General features: G+C 41.7%; 18 protein-coding genes. 5 read left to right on the top strand and 13 right to left on the bottom strand.

What is annotated here, in order from left to right; all coding sequences use genetic code 11:
• Positions 1 to 81 precede the first annotated feature (81 nt).
• The 5 genes from L2672_RS12465 to L2672_RS12445 all read right to left on the bottom strand — a co-directional run bounded on the left by L2672_RS12465 (position 82) and on the right by L2672_RS12445 (position 3,534).
• Positions 82 to 675, bottom strand: coding sequence for an FMN-dependent NADH-azoreductase (locus L2672_RS12465; protein ID WP_248996182.1), 594 nt, complete (start codon positions 673 to 675; stop codon positions 82 to 84).
• Between the two features lie 160 nt (positions 676 to 835).
• Positions 836 to 1,357: a thioesterase domain-containing protein gene (locus L2672_RS12460; RefSeq protein WP_248996181.1), complete on the bottom strand. Its 522-nt coding sequence runs from the start codon at positions 1,355 to 1,357 to the stop codon at positions 836 to 838.
• Positions 1,358 to 1,359: 2 nt separating this feature from the next.
• On the bottom strand, positions 1,360 to 1,797 hold the full coding sequence (gene dtd / locus L2672_RS12455; protein WP_248996180.1) for a D-aminoacyl-tRNA deacylase: 438 nt from the start codon (positions 1,795 to 1,797) through the stop codon (positions 1,360 to 1,362).
• A 6-nt stretch (positions 1,798 to 1,803) separates the two neighbouring features.
• Entirely contained in the window at positions 1,804 to 2,373 is a 570-nt protein-coding gene (locus L2672_RS12450) for a hypothetical protein (protein WP_248996179.1), read from the bottom strand.
• Between the two features lie 165 nt (positions 2,374 to 2,538).
• Entirely contained in the window at positions 2,539 to 3,534 is a 996-nt protein-coding gene (locus L2672_RS12445; RefSeq protein WP_248996178.1) for a virulence factor BrkB family protein, read from the bottom strand.
• A 98-nt stretch (positions 3,535 to 3,632) separates the two neighbouring features.
• Between L2672_RS12445 and L2672_RS12440 the strand changes: the two genes are divergently transcribed.
• Together L2672_RS12440 and L2672_RS12435 are read left to right on the top strand one after the other, a co-directional pair.
• Positions 3,633 to 3,869 (top strand): hypothetical protein, encoded by a 237-nt coding sequence (locus L2672_RS12440; RefSeq protein ID WP_248996177.1) that lies wholly within the window; start codon positions 3,633 to 3,635, stop codon positions 3,867 to 3,869.
• Positions 3,870 to 3,880: 11 nt separating this feature from the next.
• Complete coding sequence (locus L2672_RS12435) at positions 3,881 to 4,531, top strand: DUF2959 domain-containing protein (RefSeq protein ID WP_248996176.1); 651 nt, start codon at positions 3,881 to 3,883, stop codon at positions 4,529 to 4,531.
• A 921-nt stretch (positions 4,532 to 5,452) separates the two neighbouring features.
• Here L2672_RS12435 and L2672_RS12430 read toward each other — a convergent pair.
• The 5 genes from L2672_RS12430 to leuA all read right to left on the bottom strand — a co-directional run bounded on the left by L2672_RS12430 (position 5,453) and on the right by leuA (position 11,016).
• A complete protein-coding gene (locus L2672_RS12430; RefSeq protein WP_248996175.1) occupies positions 5,453 to 5,914 on the bottom strand; it encodes an Lrp/AsnC family transcriptional regulator in 462 nt (153 codons plus the stop codon).
• 410 nt (positions 5,915 to 6,324) lie between these two features.
• Positions 6,325 to 6,930, bottom strand: a complete 606-nt coding sequence (gene leuD, locus L2672_RS12425; protein ID WP_248996174.1) for a 3-isopropylmalate dehydratase small subunit — start codon at positions 6,928 to 6,930, stop codon at positions 6,325 to 6,327.
• A gap of 19 nt (positions 6,931 to 6,949) precedes the next feature.
• A complete protein-coding gene (gene leuC / locus L2672_RS12420; protein ID WP_248996173.1) occupies positions 6,950 to 8,353 on the bottom strand; it encodes a 3-isopropylmalate dehydratase large subunit in 1,404 nt (467 codons plus the stop codon).
• 3 nt (positions 8,354 to 8,356) lie between these two features.
• Positions 8,357 to 9,451, bottom strand: a complete 1,095-nt coding sequence (leuB, locus tag L2672_RS12415) for a 3-isopropylmalate dehydrogenase (protein ID WP_248996172.1) — start codon at positions 9,449 to 9,451, stop codon at positions 8,357 to 8,359.
• On the bottom strand, positions 9,448 to 11,016 hold the full coding sequence (gene leuA, locus L2672_RS12410) for a 2-isopropylmalate synthase (protein ID WP_248996171.1): 1,569 nt from the start codon (positions 11,014 to 11,016) through the stop codon (positions 9,448 to 9,450). Before leuA ends, leuB begins: the two co-directional genes overlap by 4 nt.
• Positions 11,017 to 11,507: 491 nt before the next feature.
• Between leuA and L2672_RS12405 the strand changes: the two genes are divergently transcribed.
• A complete protein-coding gene (locus L2672_RS12405) occupies positions 11,508 to 13,316 on the top strand; it encodes a tetratricopeptide repeat-containing diguanylate cyclase (RefSeq protein ID WP_248996170.1) in 1,809 nt (602 codons plus the stop codon).
• On the opposite strand, the gene recQ is transcribed toward L2672_RS12405, so the two are convergent.
• Positions 13,313 to 15,136: a DNA helicase RecQ gene (gene recQ, locus L2672_RS12400; RefSeq protein ID WP_248996169.1), complete on the bottom strand. Its 1,824-nt coding sequence runs from the start codon at positions 15,134 to 15,136 to the stop codon at positions 13,313 to 13,315. The genes L2672_RS12405 and recQ overlap by 4 nt on opposite strands.
• A gap of 924 nt (positions 15,137 to 16,060) precedes the next feature.
• Here recQ and L2672_RS12395 point away from each other — a divergent pair.
• Both L2672_RS12395 and rarD read left to right on the top strand, forming a co-directional pair.
• On the top strand, positions 16,061 to 16,525 hold the full coding sequence (locus tag L2672_RS12395) for a thioesterase family protein (protein WP_248996168.1): 465 nt from the start codon (positions 16,061 to 16,063) through the stop codon (positions 16,523 to 16,525).
• Positions 16,526 to 16,641: 116 nt separating this feature from the next.
• Positions 16,642 to 17,538 carry an EamA family transporter RarD gene (rarD, locus tag L2672_RS12390; RefSeq protein WP_248996167.1) on the top strand — a complete coding sequence of 299 codons (897 nt, stop codon included), beginning with the start codon at positions 16,642 to 16,644 and terminating at the stop codon, positions 17,536 to 17,538.
• Here rarD and L2672_RS12385 read toward each other — a convergent pair.
• Together L2672_RS12385 and argA are read right to left on the bottom strand one after the other, a co-directional pair.
• Entirely contained in the window at positions 17,531 to 17,950 is a 420-nt protein-coding gene (locus L2672_RS12385) for a PH domain-containing protein (RefSeq protein ID WP_248996166.1), read from the bottom strand. The genes rarD and L2672_RS12385 overlap by 8 nt on opposite strands.
• A 255-nt stretch (positions 17,951 to 18,205) precedes the next feature.
• Positions 18,206 to 19,525, bottom strand: a complete 1,320-nt coding sequence (argA, locus tag L2672_RS12380) for an amino-acid N-acetyltransferase (RefSeq protein WP_248996165.1) — start codon at positions 19,523 to 19,525, stop codon at positions 18,206 to 18,208.
• Positions 19,526 to 19,608 lie beyond the last annotated feature (83 nt).

Below are 19,608 nucleotides of genomic sequence, written 5' to 3'. Positions count from 1 at the left end.
AAATAATGCTTTCCATTAACCAATGCAAGCTTGGTAAGTTAATGGAAAGCAACAAAAAACATCATTTTATGCGATGATGAGTTAGGCGATTTTTTGCAATGTCTGCTTAGCATTCGCCATGGCTGAGGCCGCTTGCTGTTCGCCCATATTGAGCCCTTCTGCATAAACCACTTCTACATCAGTAATGCCGATAAACGTTAATAAGGTGGTTAAATAAGGTATCAGATGATCACTGCCTGCCTCTTTGTGCATACCGCCTCTAGAAGTGACTAAAACCGCTTTTTTACCAGTAACTAACCCTTTAGGCCCAGTGTCAGTATAGGTAAATGTCACACCTGCACGTGCAATAAAATCAATCCAAGCCTTTAACTGAACTGGAATCATAAAGTTGTACATAGGCGCGGCAATCACTAGGGTGTCATGGCTTTTAAGTTCATCAACCAAAGTATTAGATAAAGTGAGTGCCTGTTGTTGGCGGGTTGATAAATTATCACCGCCCCCTCTAAGGGCATTGGCTAACTCACCATCTAACATAGGAATAGGTTGTTCAACTAAATCTCGGATTGTTATTTGCGCCCCTTTTTGCTGATAAAGTTTGCCCAAATCATCCAATAACATTCCTGACTGTGACGAATCACCTAAAATACTCGATTTTAGCATCAATACCTTGTTCATATTATTTCCTTAGTAAGTTAACCATTAGTACCGTCAGCACATGACTTGCGGTGCAGCTTTGATGGAATGCGTTCAGGCTAACAACTAAAAAATTTTATAAAAAGTGGATAATTTCGCCTTAACCATTCTATTTTATAGAAAGGATGTATTTTCTAACGGGTTATATGGCTGGAGGTAAAGAAACATAAACCCCTGAAAAATTGGCACAAAGTGTATTTCCACACCACAGTTCAACCTGTAGCGGTATTTTCACTTTATTGGCAGTTTTTAACGGCGATAAATCAAGGTTATTCCAGATAACTTTAGCGTGAGGCTGCCCTGTTACAGGTGCAAGATATTTTACTTTAGCATCGGCAAGTACAATGTTGCCGTCTAATTGATTCAGTTGCTGTTGCAGCCAAATCATTCCCCAACCTGTTAGGGTCATTAAGGTATAAATACTGCCAGCAAACATGGTTTGGTGAAGGTTAATATTGGGCGCAAGCGGTGCCGTTGTCACTAGCTGCCATAACGGCGAGTTTGGCGGTTCTGAAGTAGGTTCATGTTGTAGCTTATTATTAAGTGGCGACATAGCGCCAGCCTCTTCAAACGCCACAACATCAACCTGCATAAATTGACTTAACGGAATAGTCTGATGCCAGGTGTTAACAAGTTCCTTTACCAACTGTGGCTGCGAAATCATGCTTACACCTGAAGATTAAATGTCACTGGGCCATCATTAATCAGCGACACTTGCATATCAGCCCCAAACTCACCCGTTTGAGTTTCTATGCCTAAGTCTTTGCAATAAGCCACAAATGCTTCATACAGTGACTTAGCTTGCTCAGGTGTCGCCGCGCCTGAAAAGCTTGGGCGTAAACCTCTACCGGTGTCTGCAGCAAGTGTAAACTGCGATACTACTAAAAGTTTGCCGCCAACATCGGTAACACTGAGGTTCATTTTGCCTTGCGGATCACTAAACACACGATACTTACTGATTTTAGTGGCCAGCTTTTGCATTTTCTCAAGGTTATCTTCACGCTCAACACCTAGCAGTACCAACAAGCCTTGGTCAATTTCACCTATGACTTGTTGGTCTACGGTTACACTAGCCTGTTTTACCCGTTGAATTAGACCAATCATGACCGATTAGGCTCCAGTAGGGTGCTGCATAACAGGAATAGGCTTAATCAGCTGCTCGCTACCTTTTGGCAAAGATGAGCCCACTTGACGTAAACCCTCATCGGTCCAAATTAAAAATCGACGAATTTCTTCTAATTCAATTTCGTTAACAAAGGTGGCTGAACTTTGTACTTGAATAACCGCACCATTTTCACGAATGAAAAATTTAGCAAAGTTAAGCTTTTGGTTTAATTGTCCAATCATCACCAATAACTCTTTACTACCATGTAATTGAGGATGAACAGCGTAAAAGCGGTTAGCAAGAATACGGTCTATGCCTTCTGGATTCATGCTGGGTTGTAACACAAATTGATGGTTGCCCAATTGTACTGCAACGCGATCAGCCGAAACTTTATCAACAAGATAATTAGCTTTAATTAATGAGCTGTATAGTTCTTCAGCCGCTTTACCATTATCTAAACCAGCCATATTAATAGTGGTAGGTATTTGATTCACTACAGGTGCTTCAGACTCCGACTGGGTAGCAGTACAAGCCGTCATCAACAACAAACTACTTACCAATAATAATTTTTTCATTTGTAATCCTTATTTTATATTCGCGATACCTTGCTTATTTTGGCAAGTATATTAGCACTATTTATCCTGTGTTAATGTAGATAATCACAGTATAAAGTCGCGATTTTGGGTTAAACTCGACAGAAAATTAGCCCATTAAAGTTAACTATTTATATGCGGGCACGGCTATGCTTTAGATTCAGCAGCCGATTCCGTTTTAGAAGTGGAGTGAGCCACCTTAACGGTTTGCTTTTTTGAATCAACATGCGCTTCAGAACCTTCAATCTCAGGCTCATCTTCAAATTCATGTTTCATTCGATCAATTAATGTGGCGACATGTTTGTCTAAATACTCAGGTAATGACGCGGTGATCACTGCGCCCAGCAACACAATCATCCACGACACATAAACCCATACGAATAAAATAGGAATTACCGCTAACGCCCCGTATATGGCTTCATAACTCGGAAACTGAGTCACGTAAAATGCAAAACCTTTTTTACCCGTCTCAAACAACACTGCCGCAACTACTGCGCCCAATAATGCATGAAAAAACCTCACCTTCTTGTTTGGCACCACCATATACAACAGCAAAATTGAGGCGACCGAGAAAAACATTGGCAACTTTGACACGACCAAAGGCACAAGCCCCGACAGCTCTGTATCGCTAAGTAGTTTGAGAGACACTAAATAAGATGAGGCGACAATACTCGCTCCCATCAAAACGGGACCAAGTGTTAACACCATCCAATACATCGAAAACGACACCACATAAGAGCGCTTTTCAGTAACGCGCCAAATGCTATTTAACGATTTATCAATAGCCGAGATCAGCATAATAGCCACAAAAACTAACGCGATAATCCCCACAAAGGTGCCCTTGGAGGCATTATTAACAAACTCATTAATATAAACCTGAACGGTATCACCAGCGGCAGGCAAAAAGTTGTCATACACAAAACTTTCAATATGAACACGAATCCCCTTAAAAACAGGAAATGCTGACAACATCGACATGGTTACCGCCACCATAGGCACTAACGACAACAAAGTCACATAGGTTAAATGTCCTGCACGGATATTAATTTGGTCTTCAACGAGTCGTTGCTTTAAATGCAGCAAGAATTGCCATACCCCAATAAAGAAGTTTTTTAGCGATGATAAATCGAGGTTACGGGCCATATTCATCCTTAAGGTACAACTCTTAATAAGATATTCATTGTAATCACATTTCAACTTCGTACAATGTTATAACAAATAAAAAACAAAGGAACGAGTTTATGTCGCAACAAGGTTCAGCAGGCAATGTTTTGGCTGCCGTCGCTAGCGTTATTTGGCCGGGGCTTGGACAGTTGTTACAAGGACGACTATTAGCCGCATTTTTATTTTTTTGTATCGTTGGCACCTGTTACTTTTTATATTTTTTAGTTATTCCATTGATTATTGGCGGAATTATTCACCTATGGTGCATTATTGATGCAGCCAAGTTTACCTCAAAAACAGAATCAGCAAGCTAGGAGAAAACCCCATGCAAAAATGGATTACTGCAACACTGCTAGCAGGCACATTGGCCTTAGTGGGTTGTCAAAGTGCTTATTACGGCGCCATGGAGAAAGTGGGCTACCATAAACGTGATATTATGGTTGACCGTGTACAAGATGCTAAAGAGTCCCAAGAAGAAGCCCAAGAGCAATTCAGCTCAGCCCTAGAAGAAATGCAAGCTTTGCTTGCCTTTGATGGTGGCGACTTAGAAGATGCTTACAATAAAGCCAAAGATGAATACGAATCAGCACAATCGGCAGCTGATGAAGTCAGTAGCCGCATCACTAAAGTTGAAGATGTTGCAGAAGCACTTTTTGAAGAGTGGCAAGATGAGATTAATGAAATCAGCAAAGCCAGCTTGCGCCGTAACAGCAGCAATAAATTAAAAGAAACCCAACGTTCTTATAATTCATTAGTGAAAAGCATGCGTCGCGCAGAAGCCAAAATGCCGCCTATTTTAACGGCAATGAAAGACAATATGCTGTACTTAAAACATAACCTAAATGCACAAGCTGTTGGTGCCATTAAAGGGGAGTTTTCAAGCTTACAAACTGATATTTCAAACTTAATTAACGAAATGAACAAGTCGATTGCTGAATCGAACAAGTTTATTGAGTCAATGGAATCTGGTAGTTAATTCACCTGCTTTTTTTGTAAAGAATCCACCTTCTGAAGAAGGTGGCTTTAATTTAGCCCTCTAAAAGGGGGCGTTGTCTACTGTAACGTGAACAAGTCTTCGCTTGAACAGTCAAGTTTGACCAAAAGTCCATAACTTCAATCTAATCAATTGCCTGCCGCAGGCTATCGTGCAAGCACGACCGTGACACGCTGCAAGTTCGTCCCTAAAAGCTCGGCCATGACGAATAACATCCATGTTAAACAGCCAGTTCGGCATCCATGCCTCTCGCTCAAAGCGTTTCACACCGTGAAACTTCGCCATGTCATGGTCAAATTTGTTCCAGACAAATTTTGACATTCCCACCATCCATGGTGGTCAGTAGTCACCGCCGCGCTTACACCTGAAATTTTCGCCTCTTCGATTTGACCTTATTTACATCTAATTAGACGTAAAAACTTTCAGATTCAATGTGAATTGAGGGCATCGAGAAAAGTTCGTGAGCTTGGCAGGGATGCCAAGTTAGCTTACGTTAGGCCACGGTCACTCCTTGGCATCCCTGCCACCGTGACATTTGTAAATCCATTTACTTCAGATACCTATCGGAAGCGGTAGAGCTTTTCGACAATGACCGAAGGCAGATACCAACGAAGTTTAAAGCTGGATCGATCCCCATCGAAAATTATGCGCTTTTCAGCATTTTTCGTCAGGGGCGGCAGGGCCAATTTCTTTAATAAAGAGTATAGAGGGTATTGCTGTTGATACCCTTTTGGCCGGTGCAGGATGGAATCCTGCGATGTTAATCCAAACGGAGTTTGGAAAGTCAGAGTTCAAATAACATGAGTGGATATTCAGGCAAAGCCTTATTGATGGTAATCACCTAGTGAAGTACGTGGTTTAGGGGCTGAAAACAAAAAGCCGCCTATTGGCGGTTTTTTATTTTCAACAAGATTCAATGGGTAAATGTGGGCGAGTAAATGCTGATTTAAGGACAACATTAGCATTAACCTGAAACACCATAGGCAAACTTTTCAGCTGCTTTTTGATTAGCATATCCAGAGCGGCTAAATCTTCAACCATCACTTTTAGCATATAATCATAGTCACCCGACACAGACACGCATTCCATCACATTAGCGACTTTAGCCACCTCAGACTCAAACGCTTCTGTTTGCTCAAACGAGCAATCATTTAATCTAATATATAAATATGCACTGACTTTTAAACCCAGCTTTTGGGGATCTAACTGCGCTTGGTATCCCAGAATAATCTGGTCTTGCTCTAGTTTTTTGACGCGGCGTAAACAGGGGGTATCTGACATATTGACCTTATTAGCCAAGTCCGCAATAGAAATACGCCCTTGTTGCTGCAAAATTGCCAGTAGCTTTACATCTTTTTTATCCATTATTTTAACCTAACGTGGCCTAATAACACACTCTATACCTAAGCAAGTTATTGACTACCTTAATTTTAAACGCGCGAAAACACAACCAAGCTGGCAACACTATTTTTACTTGAAAAAAAACCTTCTATTGCTAGAAGGTTTTTATGGTTAAGCTGTTTTTAGTTAACCTGAGCTGCGTATAAGAGATTAGCTAATATTCTGATTCATATTATTTTTACTTTCAAATACATTTCTAGAGAGGTATTTTTGCTTAGAACAAGGCAAATTTGTGCGTCAATAGCTGGCCTCGGCTTTGGTTCCAACGTCGCTCTACCTCCCCCATCCATGGGGTCGTATTGCAAACAAATTTAACGCAGTTATCAGTAAAAATAGCCTCTAGAAAGCAAGTTGTTATGCGCAGCTCAGGTTAGTTATGCATACCAAGCGGGAATATTGGCTTCGTATTGACTAATTTGCTCATCAAAAGACAAGGTTAACCCAATGGCATCAAGCCCGTTTAACAACTTGTGTCTTGCTGATTCAGCTAAGCTAAAACTAAATACCGAACCTTGAGGTGATGTTACAGTTAATGCTTGTAAATCAACGGTAATTTGCGCCCCTTCTTTGGCCGCTACTTCATCCATCAACTGTTGTACCTGTTCAGCAGGCAGCTTCACCGGCAATAAACCGTTATTGATTGAATTACCGTAAAAAATATCCGCAAAGGTTGGGGCAATAATGACCCGTAAACCAAAATCAGCTAATGCCCAAGGCGCATGCTCTCGGCTTGAACCACAGCCAAAGTTTTCTTGTGCCAGTAATATTGATGCACCCTTATAACGCGGTAAGTTTAATTCAAACTCAGGATTGGGCTTATCACCTGCATCATCTAAATAACGCCAGTCATGAAATAAATGCACCCCAAAACCATCGCGAGTCACTTTTGACAAAAATTGCTTAGGAATAATTTGGTCTGTATCAATATTAGCGCTATCAATCGCAACCGCTAAACCCGTATGAGCAGTAAATGCTTGCATGTTTATCTCCTATCTTGGTCTAGTACGGTTTACGAATATCAACAAAGTGACCCGCTATAGCAGCGGCGGCGGCCATTGCGGGACTCACTAAGTGAGTGCGACTACCACGACCTTGGCGGCCTTCAAAGTTACGATTACTGGTTGAGGCACAGCGATCACCCGCCTCTAAACGGTCATCGTTCATGGCTAAACACATTGAGCACCCTGGTAAACGCCATTCAAAGCCAGCATCAATGAAGATTTTATCTAACCCTTCTGCTTCTGCTTGCAGCTTAACTTGGCCTGACCCCGGAACCACAATGGCAGTAACCCCCTCGGCCACTTTGCGGTTTTTAGCTTGCGCAGCGGCTGAGCGTAAATCTTCTATGCGTGAATTAGTACAAGAGCCAATAAACACTTTATTAATACTAATATCGGTCATTTTGGTGCCAGATTGCAGGCCAATATACTCAAGAGCCTTAATCATGCTATTGCGCTCAGTGGCGTTTGGCTCATTTTCTGGATGAGGCACTTCAGCATCAATGGCGACCACTTGACCGGGGTTAGTCCCCCACGTTAACTGCGGCGCAATGTCTTTAGCTTCTAACACAACTTCAGCGTCAAATTGCGCTCCCGCATCAGTTTTAAGCTGTGACCAAGCGTCTACCGCTTGCTCCCAATCACCGTCTTTAGGCGCAAACTCACGACCTTTTAAGTACTCAAATGTGGTTTGATCAGGGGCAACCATACCGGCTTTAGCCCCCATTTCAATGGCCATATTACATAAAGTCATGCGGCCTTCCATTGATAAAGCCTCAATGGCCTCACCACAAAATTCAACTACATAGCCTGTGCCACCATCCATACCTAACTTACCAATAATGGCCAATACGATGTCTTTAGCGGTAACGCCGTCGGTAACCTGTCCACGAACTTCAACTTTCATGGTTTTGGCTTTCAACTGGCGCAAGGTTTGGGTTGCCAATACATGCTCAACTTCTGAGGTACCAATACCAAATGCTAACGCGCCAAACGCACCGTGGGTAGCTGTATGCGAGTCACCACATACAATCACCGCACCCGGTAATGTAATGCCTAACTCAGGCCCCATTACATGCACAATACCTTGATTTGGGTGATGAATATCATATAAACGCACGCCAAAATCTTTACAGTTTTGCGCTAGGGTTTCTACCTGAATTCGCGCCATTGGGCTAAGAGCATCTAAGCTAGCGCTTTTAGTCGAAGTATTATGATCCATGGTCGCAAAGGTTTTTTGCGGCGCACGTAATTGACGCCCCGCCACTTTTAAACCACTAAAGGCTTGAGGAGAGGTCACCTCATGCACTAAATGACGATCCACATAAATTATCGGCGCTTCACCTTCTGGACTAGCAACGACATGGGCATCCCATACTTTTTCATATAAGGTTTTTGCTGACATTGCTTACACACCCTCTTTAATTGCATTAGCAATATAATCACCCATTTGACTGGTTGATTTTGCTTGGTCTCGCTTATCTGCAGATAATAACTCACCTGTTAAATAACCTGCGGCTAACGCCTTACTTACCGCACGCTCAATCGCGCTTGCAGCGTCTTCTTCTTTAAAGCTATGACGCAACATTAATGCGGCAGATAAAATTTGTGCCACTGGGTTGGCAATACCTTGGCCTGCAATATCTGGTGCGCTGCCACCAGCTGGCTCAAATAGACCGAAACCTGTACTGTTCATACTGGCTGATGATAACAGCCCCATTGAACCCGTTAGCATGGCAATTTCGTCAGAAATAATATCGCCAAATAGATTTGAACATAACATAACGTCAAACTCATCTGGACGACGTAAAAGCTGCATGGTCGCGTTGTCGATATAAATATGCTCTAAAGTGACATCGGGAAAATCTTTAGCCACTTCTTCCACGACTTCACGCCACAACACAGAACAGGCAAGCACGTTAGCTTTATCAACCGAAGTGACTTTTTTGCTACGCCCTTGAGCAGCTTCAAATGCAATGCGAGCGATACGGTTAATTTCACGGCGGCTATAACGCATGGTGTCAAAAGCCTCTTCAGCTTCGCCCTCACCTTGACGCCCTTTAGGTTTACCAAAATAAATTCCACCGGTTAGCTCACGCACACATAACACATCAAACCCGCGAGCAGATATGTCACTTCTTAATGGCGACATATGCTCTAAGCCTGTGTGTAATTTTGCTGGGCGTAAATTACAAAATAGTTCAAAGTGACCACGTAAAGGCAACAGCGCCCCACGCTCTGGTTGGTCATTTGGCGGCAGCTTTTCCCACTTGGGCCCACCTACGCTACCAAATAAAATAGCGTCTGCGGCTTCACAGCCTTTTAGTGTAGATTCAGGTAACGGGCAGCCGTGATTATCAATCGCTATTCCACCCACATCATATTCAGTAAATTGCATATCCAAACCAAAGCGTTGCTCCACTTCGGTTAACACTTTACGTGCTTCTGCCATCACTTCTGGACCAATACCGTCACCGGGCAATACTGCTACTTTATAACTCATACCCCACCTAACTCCCTATTTTTATGAATCTGTTCTTTAAAATCAGCCACTTTGTCAGCACGATAAACTAAGTTCATTACATGCACTAAGGCTTGTGCCGAGGCTTCTACAACATCTGTTGCTAAGCCAACACCATGAAAATTCTGCTCATTATATTTAGCAGTAATATCCACCTGCCCTAATGCGTTTTGGCCTTCACCTTTAGCACCTAATTTATAATTAGTGATATTGATTTCTCGACCTGTTGCACGGGCAATCGCGTTATAAGCAGCATCAACAGGGCCATTACCCGTCGCAGCTTCAGTGTGTTGCTCACCATCAACGGTCATGCGAATGGTCGCGGTAGCCACGCCTTCAGTAGAGTCAGAGTGCACCATTAAATGCTGTAACTCATAATGGTCATCGTCTTGAGATTGAGACTCCATAAACACTAGAGCTTCTAGGTCATAATCAAACACCTGACCTTTTTTATCGGCTAGTTTTAAAAATTGCTCATATAACACATCCATATCGTAATCAGTGGCTAAATAGCCCATTTCTTCCATACGGTGTTTAATCACATGACGACCCGAACGCGAGGTCATGTTTAAGTTATTACGATTTAAGCCAATGCTTTCAGGGGTCATGATTTCATAAGTATTTTTGGCTTTTAACATGCCGTCTTGATGAATACCTGATGAGTGAGAAAACGCATTCGTCCCCACAATGGCTTTGTTGGCCTGAATCGGCATATTACATAACTGACTCACAAGGCTAGAAGTGCGGTGAATCTCTTTAGCATTAATGCCGCACTCTAAATCTAAAAGCCCCTTACGAGTAGATAAAATCATGGCAATTTCTTCAAGAGAACAATTACCTGCACGCTCACCAATACCGTTAATGGTACATTCAACTTGGCGCGCACCCATTTCAACAGCGGCAATAGAATTGGCAACAGATAAACCTAAATCGTCATGACAATGCACTGAGATGACAGCTTGGTCGATGTTAGGAACTCGATTAAATAAGGTTTGAATAATGCCACCAAACTCACTTGGCACGGTATAACCAACAGTATCTGGAATATTAATGGTTCTGGCACCGGCTTTAATGGCCGACTCCACCATACGACATAAATTATCTATAGGGGTACGACCCGCATCTTCACAAGAAAACTCAACATCATCGGTAAAACGACGAGCATATTTAACTGCGCCCACTGCCATATCTAATACATCGTCAAAGCTGCGCTTTAACTTGCTTTCAACATGAATTGTAGAGGTTGAAATAAAAGTGTGAATTCTAAATTGGTCAGCGACTGATAATGCTTGCGCCGCAGCATCAATGTCTTTCTCTAAAGCACGCGATAATGCACAAACACGGCTGTTTTTGATGGTTTTAGCAATCGTTTGCACTGATTCGAAGTCACCTGGAGAAGAAACAGGAAACCCCACTTCCATGACATCAACACCTAGACGCTCTAATGCCAATGCAATTTGAAGTTTTTCTTTTACAGTCAAACTGGCTGCAAGTGCCTGTTCACCATCTCGTAATGTGGTATCAAAAATTATGACTCTGTCCGACATTGACTTAACTCCATTATTACTGTTGGTTTTTCAACCAAATTAGCATTAGAAACAATTCTTTAATGCATATAAACAAAAAACCCCGCGACATAGTGCGCGGGGTTTGTGACTGATGAAAATATTATTTCATGTGTAGCACAACAGGCTCCGCGCAAAAATTGCGAATGAGGAGAAGGAGGCCTAGTAGTACATAAATTCTATTCATTATTTTTAAATATCTATTCTTATATTTGAAAGTATCAAACTTGTCTGTGGTTAATAATTACCTTGGTAGCGCCTCAGTGTCAACCCTCTTTTTACCTAGTTGAGTAATATGCAGGTTAATTATAATGAATAATCATTTAAATTATTCGACAGTCGGTGTAGAGTAAAAACTCAACACCTGATGGTAACTCAATCATAATTGATACATTTATTTAATGCCAAAACCAAAGCAACATCGGTATACTCAAAATGTATGTTTTTTATTTCAGATACTTATATAGGACGTCATGAACTTGTTGCGATATGGTCGATATGCTTATCCAGTATTAGCGTTATTTTTTGGGATAATCAATATTAGTCTCACTAGCAAAGTTCACGCCTACACAGAGCGTTTTACGCTACCTGAAGAGGTTTACCAAGCTAAAACCCTTGCTGAAAAGCTCAGTTTTATTGCTTGGTTATCGCCACAATATGCTAAAAGTGCACAACAACTCATTGAACAACTTGAATCAGCACATGTGAACAATCCATTGTCTGATAGTTATAGGTTGCAATTATCATTCATAAGTTGTCTCAATAACATTAATCTTGGTGATGTTGATTCAGCGTTATCGATTGCAAAACAAGGAGCTCAACAAGCCGTAAAATTGCAGTTGGACCATGCCAAAGCCTATTTTGTAGAATGTGAAGCCAGAGCATTACAGCAGAAGGGACAGTCATTATTAAGCCACTTCGCCAACGAAGAAGCGATTCAATTAGCACAACAATATGACCAACCCCAAGCCCTGTTATTGGCATTGATGACTAAGGCCATAAGAGATAGTGATTTAGGCCATTTTACCCAAGCTGCTGAGGGGATGCGCCTAGCAACGGCATTGTACCCTACCGCCAAAGCACAGCCTTCCTCCTGGTTTTTAGCACCAAAATCCTATTTAAACCTAATAACCAGTAACTTAATGTATTCTTCAGGCAATACTGCCAGCGCATTTGAGTATGCCAAAAAGGCAGAAGATGACTCACAGTCTAATGGTACTGTAGGGGTAATGATCGCCCATTTCTTGGCAAGAATATCTTTAACCTTAGGCGACCTTGAGGCTGCAGAACAATATTTAAGAAAGTCTCAAGAAATTGAAATAGAAACCCATAATTTACTGTATGTTGCTCACTTTAACGCTCAAGAAGCGTTTATTGAGATGCATTTAGGGCATTTAGATAAAGCACTACAAGCCATTACCAAAAGCATTAATCACTTTAGCAGTATTGACGAGAATACCAACTTAATGCGTGCAAACCGTACCTTGGCAATGATTTATTTTAAACAAAATAAACAAGATCAAGCGTTTGCGTTAATGAATAGCATTATCACCAAGGCGAATCTTGAGCGACAGTATCATGACTTAGTCGACTTTCATCAGGTACTCAGTGATTTTTATGTGCAAAATAACAACTATGAACAAGCATTTCGGCAGCAAACGTTAAAGTTTGATGCAAGCCAAAAAGCACATGAAATGATGGCCGATGCTCAACTTGCTTTTTTTAATGCTAGCCGTTCAGCACCAAACACTAATCAGCACTCAGTTGAAAAAGATACGCTATCTTACAAAGCGCAAAATATTGCTTTGCTGAGTGTCGGGGTACTGGCTTTATTAGCGTCGTACATGGTTTTTATTAACCGCAAACCCAAGCTGGAAAGTACCATCGCAGATATGACTGATCCGATGATGCAAATTGAGGCGGCATTAACACAAGCAAAATACAGCCAATATCCTTTAACACTCCTATTGCTCAATACTCGTCATATTCGCACAGTTGATTTAGGATTGATGCAAACAAAAATACAAAAATCCTTACGTGAACAAGATCACATTTGGCGTCTGGACACTGGAAAAATGGCGATTATATTGCCATTCGCAACAGAAAACGGCGCTAAGAAAGTATTGGAGCAATTAAGCGATATTATTAAAAGTTACCAAAATACACCGTTAAATTTTGGTGTAGCAACTTTACAGCAACCCGATAACTTACAATCATTAGTGAAACGCGCTGAATTAAATATTTTGACCCACTATCAAAAGCAAAAAAATAGATCCAGTTAGCCTTTGGCGAGGTAATCACTAATTTCATCTAAAAATTCACCACCAAATCGGTCTAGCTTAATTTGGCCTACGCCATTTACCGCTAACATTTCTCCGGGGCTAGTGGGCAGCATGGCTGACATTTCGGCAAGTGTTGCATCATTAAAGACTAAATAAGGTGGAATATCATGCTCTTCTGCAAGTTCACGCCTAAGTAGTTTCAGCCTAGCAAACAGCTTTCTATCGTACTGTTGCACCACACGAGAACTACTTTTACGTTTGACATCAAGTAACTTAATTCTTGGCTCAGCAAGCATTAATGCCATTTCTGCTTTAAGAATAGGTCTTGCAGATGGGTTTAAGCGAATACTCGAACCACGGGTAATATCTTGGCTTGCTAACCCTAAGTGGATTAGTTGCCTGAGTACACTGAGCCAATATTCAGCTGATTTATCGGCACCTATGCCCCATGTTGATAATTTATCATGGCCTCTATCAACAACATTGGCGGCTTTAGAGCCTCTCAACACGTCAATAACATGATGCATACCAAAACGTTGTTGTAGCCGATAAACACAAGATAAAACCTTTTGAGCATCCTCTGTGCCGTTATAGCGCTTAGGCGGGTCTAGGCATATATCACAGTTACCACAAGGCTCAGAGGCACTTTCGTCAAAATAATGCAGTAACACTTGGCGACGACACGTTTGTGCCTCGGCAAAGGCTGCCATGGTATGTAATTTATGAAACTCAACTTGTTGTTGTGGCCCTGGTTCAGACTGCTCAATTAAATGCCGCACCCGACCAATATCGGCGGGGTCAAACAACATATATGCTTCGGCATCTAGACCGTCTCGGCCTGCTCGACCGGTTTCTTGGTAATAAGCCTCTATGCTTTTAGGGATATCATAATGCACCACAAAGCGTACATTCGATTTATTAATTCCCATACCAAAAGCCACTGTGGCCACCACAATGTCTACCCGATCTTTAAGAAATTTGTCTTGAATATCGGCTCGGTCTTCTTGGCTCATACCAGCATGATAAGCTTGGGCATTAAAACCCTGTAATCTTAGCCTTTCAGCAACTTCATCTACCCTGCGGCGACTGCTGCAATAAATAATGCCACTGGTGCCATTTTGCAATTGTAAATATTGACGTAACTGATTCGCGGCATTCAATTTTTCCGCAACGGTATAGCGAATATTTGGGCGGTCAAAACTGGATAATAAAACATATGGTGTAATATTTAATCGCTCACAAATGCTTTGCCGAGTGGCTTGATCAGCTGTCGCGGTCAGTGCCATTAATGGAATATGCGGAAATTGCTGTTTTAACATCCCTAATGCTGCATATTCTGGGCGAAAATCATGCCCCCACTGGCTAATACAATGCGCTTCATCTACGGCAAATAAGCCAATAGGCAGTTCGTGCATGCGTTCAATAAAATCAGCTCTAAGTAACCTTTCAGGCGACACATATAACAGCTTGATCAAGCCTTGATGCAGTTGGCGTAAAATAGCAGCGCTTTCTTCACGGGGTAAAGACGAGTTTAGATAAGCAGCATTAACACCACTTTGTTTTAAGCTGTCGACCTGATCTTTCATTAAAGAAATTAACGGCGAAACAACAATGGTTACCCCTGACATAAGTAAAGCAGGGAGCTGATAACACATACTTTTACCACCACCAGTCGGCATGATCACCAAGGTGTCTTGCCCTGCCAATGCTTGCTCAATAACCTCTCGTTGACCCTCGCGAAAATCACGATATCCAAACACTTGCTGTAACTGGCTGGCAAGTAAATCTTGTTGAGGTGTCTGCGGCGATTGTAATGTCATCAGAAAAAACAGCTTATCCGTCAATGAGTGAAAAAGTGAATAGGCTATTCTAAAGCACCCATACTCATAAGTCTTGGCAAAAGTATTCTCAACGAAAGATTTCAACCCAGAAGCATTGCTGAAATGACGACGTTCGAGCATTCATGAAATGAGCATATCCCCAGCCGTCACCCTCGAGTACCCCATCTACCGTCACCCTCGAGATCTTTTATCGAGGGTCTGGTTTTTCGACTTAACAACTAACAGCAGATTTCAGCCCAGGAGCATTGCTGAAATGACGACGTTCGAGCATTCATGAAATGACGGTGTTCTGGTATTCATGATGTGGTGAATGTTCTTAGGTTACTGAAATGAGGCTTCTTCTTGGAACCATTATTACGCGATCCTCTTGTGAGCCTACGGTCACCTCGAGTACCCCATCTACCGTCACCCTCGAGATCTTTTATCGAGGGTCTGTTTTTTCGACTTAACAGCTAACAGCAGATTTCAGCCCAGGAGCATTGCTGAAATGACGACGTTCGGGAATTCATGAAATAACGACGCTCGGGAGTTCATGAAATGATGGGGGACGGGAATTCATGAAATGATTAGGTCTGTACCTTTTTGAAATGAGCATAACCCCAACTGTCATCTCGAGTACCATCACCCTCGAGATCTTTTATCGAGGGTCTGTTTTTTACAATTTAACAACCAACAGCAGATTTCAGCCCAGGATCATTGCTGAAATGACGACGTTCGAGCATTCATGAAATGACGGGGTTCGGGAATTCATGAAATGATGGGGACGAGGATTTATGAAATGACAGTGTAAACAGTCTAATGAAGTGATACCACTTAATACCTCGATGATAAAACACTATGGTTGAAGCCTGCTTCAATTAACGTTAGATTCAATACTCTAATATCAGGATGATAAGGTGAAATATGACAACCGCAGTTCAACAAAAAATATTACAACAAGTGGCTGATATATTTGATAACCATGTACCGTTTCACAATCTATTAGGATTAGATATTAAACGTTATGACATTAACGGGGTTGAAGTGGTGATCAACATGAAACCTGAGCTTATAGGCAATATTCACCACAATATTTTACATGGCGGCGTGACTGCAACACTACTCGATGTTGTTGGTGGTTTAACCGTATTTGCAGGTTTAGTGGCCAGTAAAGATGACTGGAAAATTGAAGAATTACAACAACGCCTGACCACTTTAGGCACCATTGATATGCGTATCGACTACTTAAGACCTGGCCGTGGCGAAGTGTTTACAGGCACAGGCAGTGTGATTCGCTCTGGTAATAGAGTATCAGTCTGTCGTATGGAGCTGCATAATGAGCAAGGCACCCACATCGCGTTTGGTACAGGCACATACATGGTGGGATAATTCACCTCAAAAGTTTACAGCGACGTTTTAAACAAAATACCGAATATAGCTTGAGTCACTGACCTGTGAAGCCTACAATCGCAACTCATTTTTTTATTGAGAATCTGTGACCTACTATGCCTGATTTAGAATACCGCAAAGGTATGCTGCTTGCCGTATGTGCATATGTCATTTGGGGCATTGCTCCGCTTTATTTCAAATTGCTGACCCAAGTATCTCCTTTTGAAATTTTGATGCATCGGGTTATTTGGTCATTCATTTTTATGCTGGTGTTGATGCGCTTTATTGGCGGTTTTGGCCGCTTACGTCAAGTACTCAAACGTCCTAAGCAAATTGGCGTATTAATCGTTACATCACTACTGATTGCCGCAAATTGGCTCATTTTCATTTGGGCAATTAATAATGATCATATGTTAGATGCTAGTTTAGGCTACTTCATTAACCCAATATTCAATGTGCTTTTAGGCATGGTGTTTTTGGGTGAAAAACTCAGAAAGCTCCAATGGATAGCAGTAACTCTAGCCTTTGTGGGGGTGTTAATTCAGCTGATTTCTTTTGGTTCTATTCCGTTAGTTTCATTAGCATTAGCCGCTAGCTTTGGCTTTTACGGCTTGATGCGTAAAAAAGTTAATATTGATGCTAAAACTGGGTTGTTAGTTGAAACAGCCTTACTGTTCCCTATCGCAATCATTTATTTACTGATGACTCTTGAATCATCAACTAGCAGCATGTTGGTTAATTCTACTAGCCTCAACCTCACTTTAATTGCCGCAGGTATTATCACTACTGTGCCACTGTTATGCTTTGCAGGGGCCGCTGTACGCATTCCGTTATCAGTGTTGGGATTTTTCCAATACATCGGCCCAAGTATTATGTTTATTTTGGCGGTAAGCCTGTTTAACGAACCCTTTGATATTGAAAAAGGCATTACCTTTGGCTTTATTTGGTTAGCGTTAGTGGTGTTTGTAGGCGACATGCTACAACAACGCTCAATACGACAAAAAGCTACATAGAATCAGCTGCGTGTAACTTTTCTAGTGCATTCTGAGGTTGCTCAACACTGACCATGATTGAGTAGCCTTGGTTAGTCGGTATTACAATCACTTGTTGTTGCTCGGTGACTGACAATAATGCTTTGTCTCCATTGTTCAACTTAAACCAACCTAATGAATACCCTGGCAAGCCTATACCATTGGAGCGCCACTTAGGCTGCAATTCGGTTTGTTGATTTAAATCAGCAAGGTAAGCTTGCTGTAAGAAAATATCTTCAGAACTTAAAGACTGGCCATATAAGGGCACATCAAACACAATTGTTTGTTCGTCCCAATGGATTTGACTGTTATATGACTGATATAACGTTAGAGTAAATAAGCCTAATACCGCAGTCAGAATCCCCATTGCCGCATACTTTGCATTCTTTGGCATAGGTTTCATCAAGACTATGGTTACTATTAGTAACAGACCAACAAGCAAGCCAACTAAGCTATATAACGCTGTCGTGCCTAAAGTACTCAAGAAAACAGTGTGCATAACGGAATAATCCAATAAGATAGTTATTGATGATTAAACTGCCAGCTTCGACATATTATGTCAACACGCATCTTCATCAGTTATTAATCAAGCACAAAAAATGCCGGAATATCCGGCATTATAAAGCGTGTTATTAACTCAGGCTCAAACTTACAAATCAAGTGCCAAAATTTTTGAGCGACGTTGATAGTTATATAATTGCTTCTTCTTGTTCGGCAATGCCTCAACTTCAACAATATTAAACCCATGCTCTAAAAACCAATGGATACTACGAGTCGTTAATGCAAATAAACGACTGTAACCGCGCACTCTAGCTTGGCCGATAATGTTATTCAGTAACACACTTCCACGGTCAGCATCACGATAATCAGGATGAACCACTAAACAGGCAAATTCACCTGCATTATCTTCTTCAAATGGATATAAAGCCGCACAACCAATAACCAGATTGTCACGCTCAATCAGCATAAATTGCTCAATTTCCATTTCAAGTTGTTCACGCGAACGTCTAACCAAAATGCCTTGCTCTTCTAAAGGACGGATCAGATTCAACACGCCACCAATATCGCCAATAGTGGCACGACGTAATCGCTCGGCGCTTTCAGTCACTATTTGAGTACCAATCCCTTCACGCGAGAATAGTTCTTGTAGCAACGCACCATCATCTAGATAACTCACCAAATGACAACGAGGTACACCATTTTTACATGCATCAATACTGGCTTTAATAAAGGCTGTCGTTCCTGTGCAAGCAGAACCATTTTGCTCCATTGCTTCCAAATGCGCCGTCGCTTGATTTGGCATTAATTCAGCAATGGCGTTGCCGTGTTCATCAAGCAAGCCATTGGTTTCACTGAACCCGATAATTTTATCGGCTTTCAATTTTATCGCGACCTGAGTGGCAACCTCTTCAGCAGTTAAATTAAAGCTTTCACCGGTAACAGATGCCGCTATTGGTCCCATTAATATAATACAGTTGTTGTCTAACTGACGCTTTAACCCTTGAGTATCAATCCGGCGCACTTTACCGCTTAAACAAAAATCCACGCCATCATCAACACCTAATGGTTGAGCAATCACAAAATTACCACTCACCAAGTTAATTTGCGCATTTTGCATTGGGGTATTGCCCAAGCTCATCGACAATCTAGCAGTAATATCAAATTGGGTTGCTCCGGCAACTTGCTTAATAACTTTTAAGGTATCTTCGTCGGTTATGCGCACACCATTATGATAAGCCGGTGCAATACCGGCCATTTTCAGGCCGTCATCAATTTGAGGTCTGGCACCGTAAACTAATACCACTTTAATGCCTAGTGAGTGCAACAAAGCCACATCGTTAAGAATGCCACGAGAATGACTATTCGTTAACGCCTCACCACCTAACATAACAACAAAGGTTTTGCCTCGGTGCGCATTAACGTAAGGAGCAGAATGACGAAATCCATCAACCAGTTCAGTGGTTCTCACAGGTATATTCACCTCAAATTGATTAAATATTAACTTCAACTAGGCTACAACCACCTAGTACATGTATTAAAAAGCAATGCTAT

The sequence above is a fragment of the Shewanella gaetbuli genome (assembly GCF_023284065.1).
GTDB classification, from domain to species: Bacteria; Pseudomonadota; Gammaproteobacteria; order Enterobacterales; family Shewanellaceae; genus Shewanella; species Shewanella gaetbuli.
This window is presented reverse-complemented; position numbering and strand designations above follow the sequence as displayed.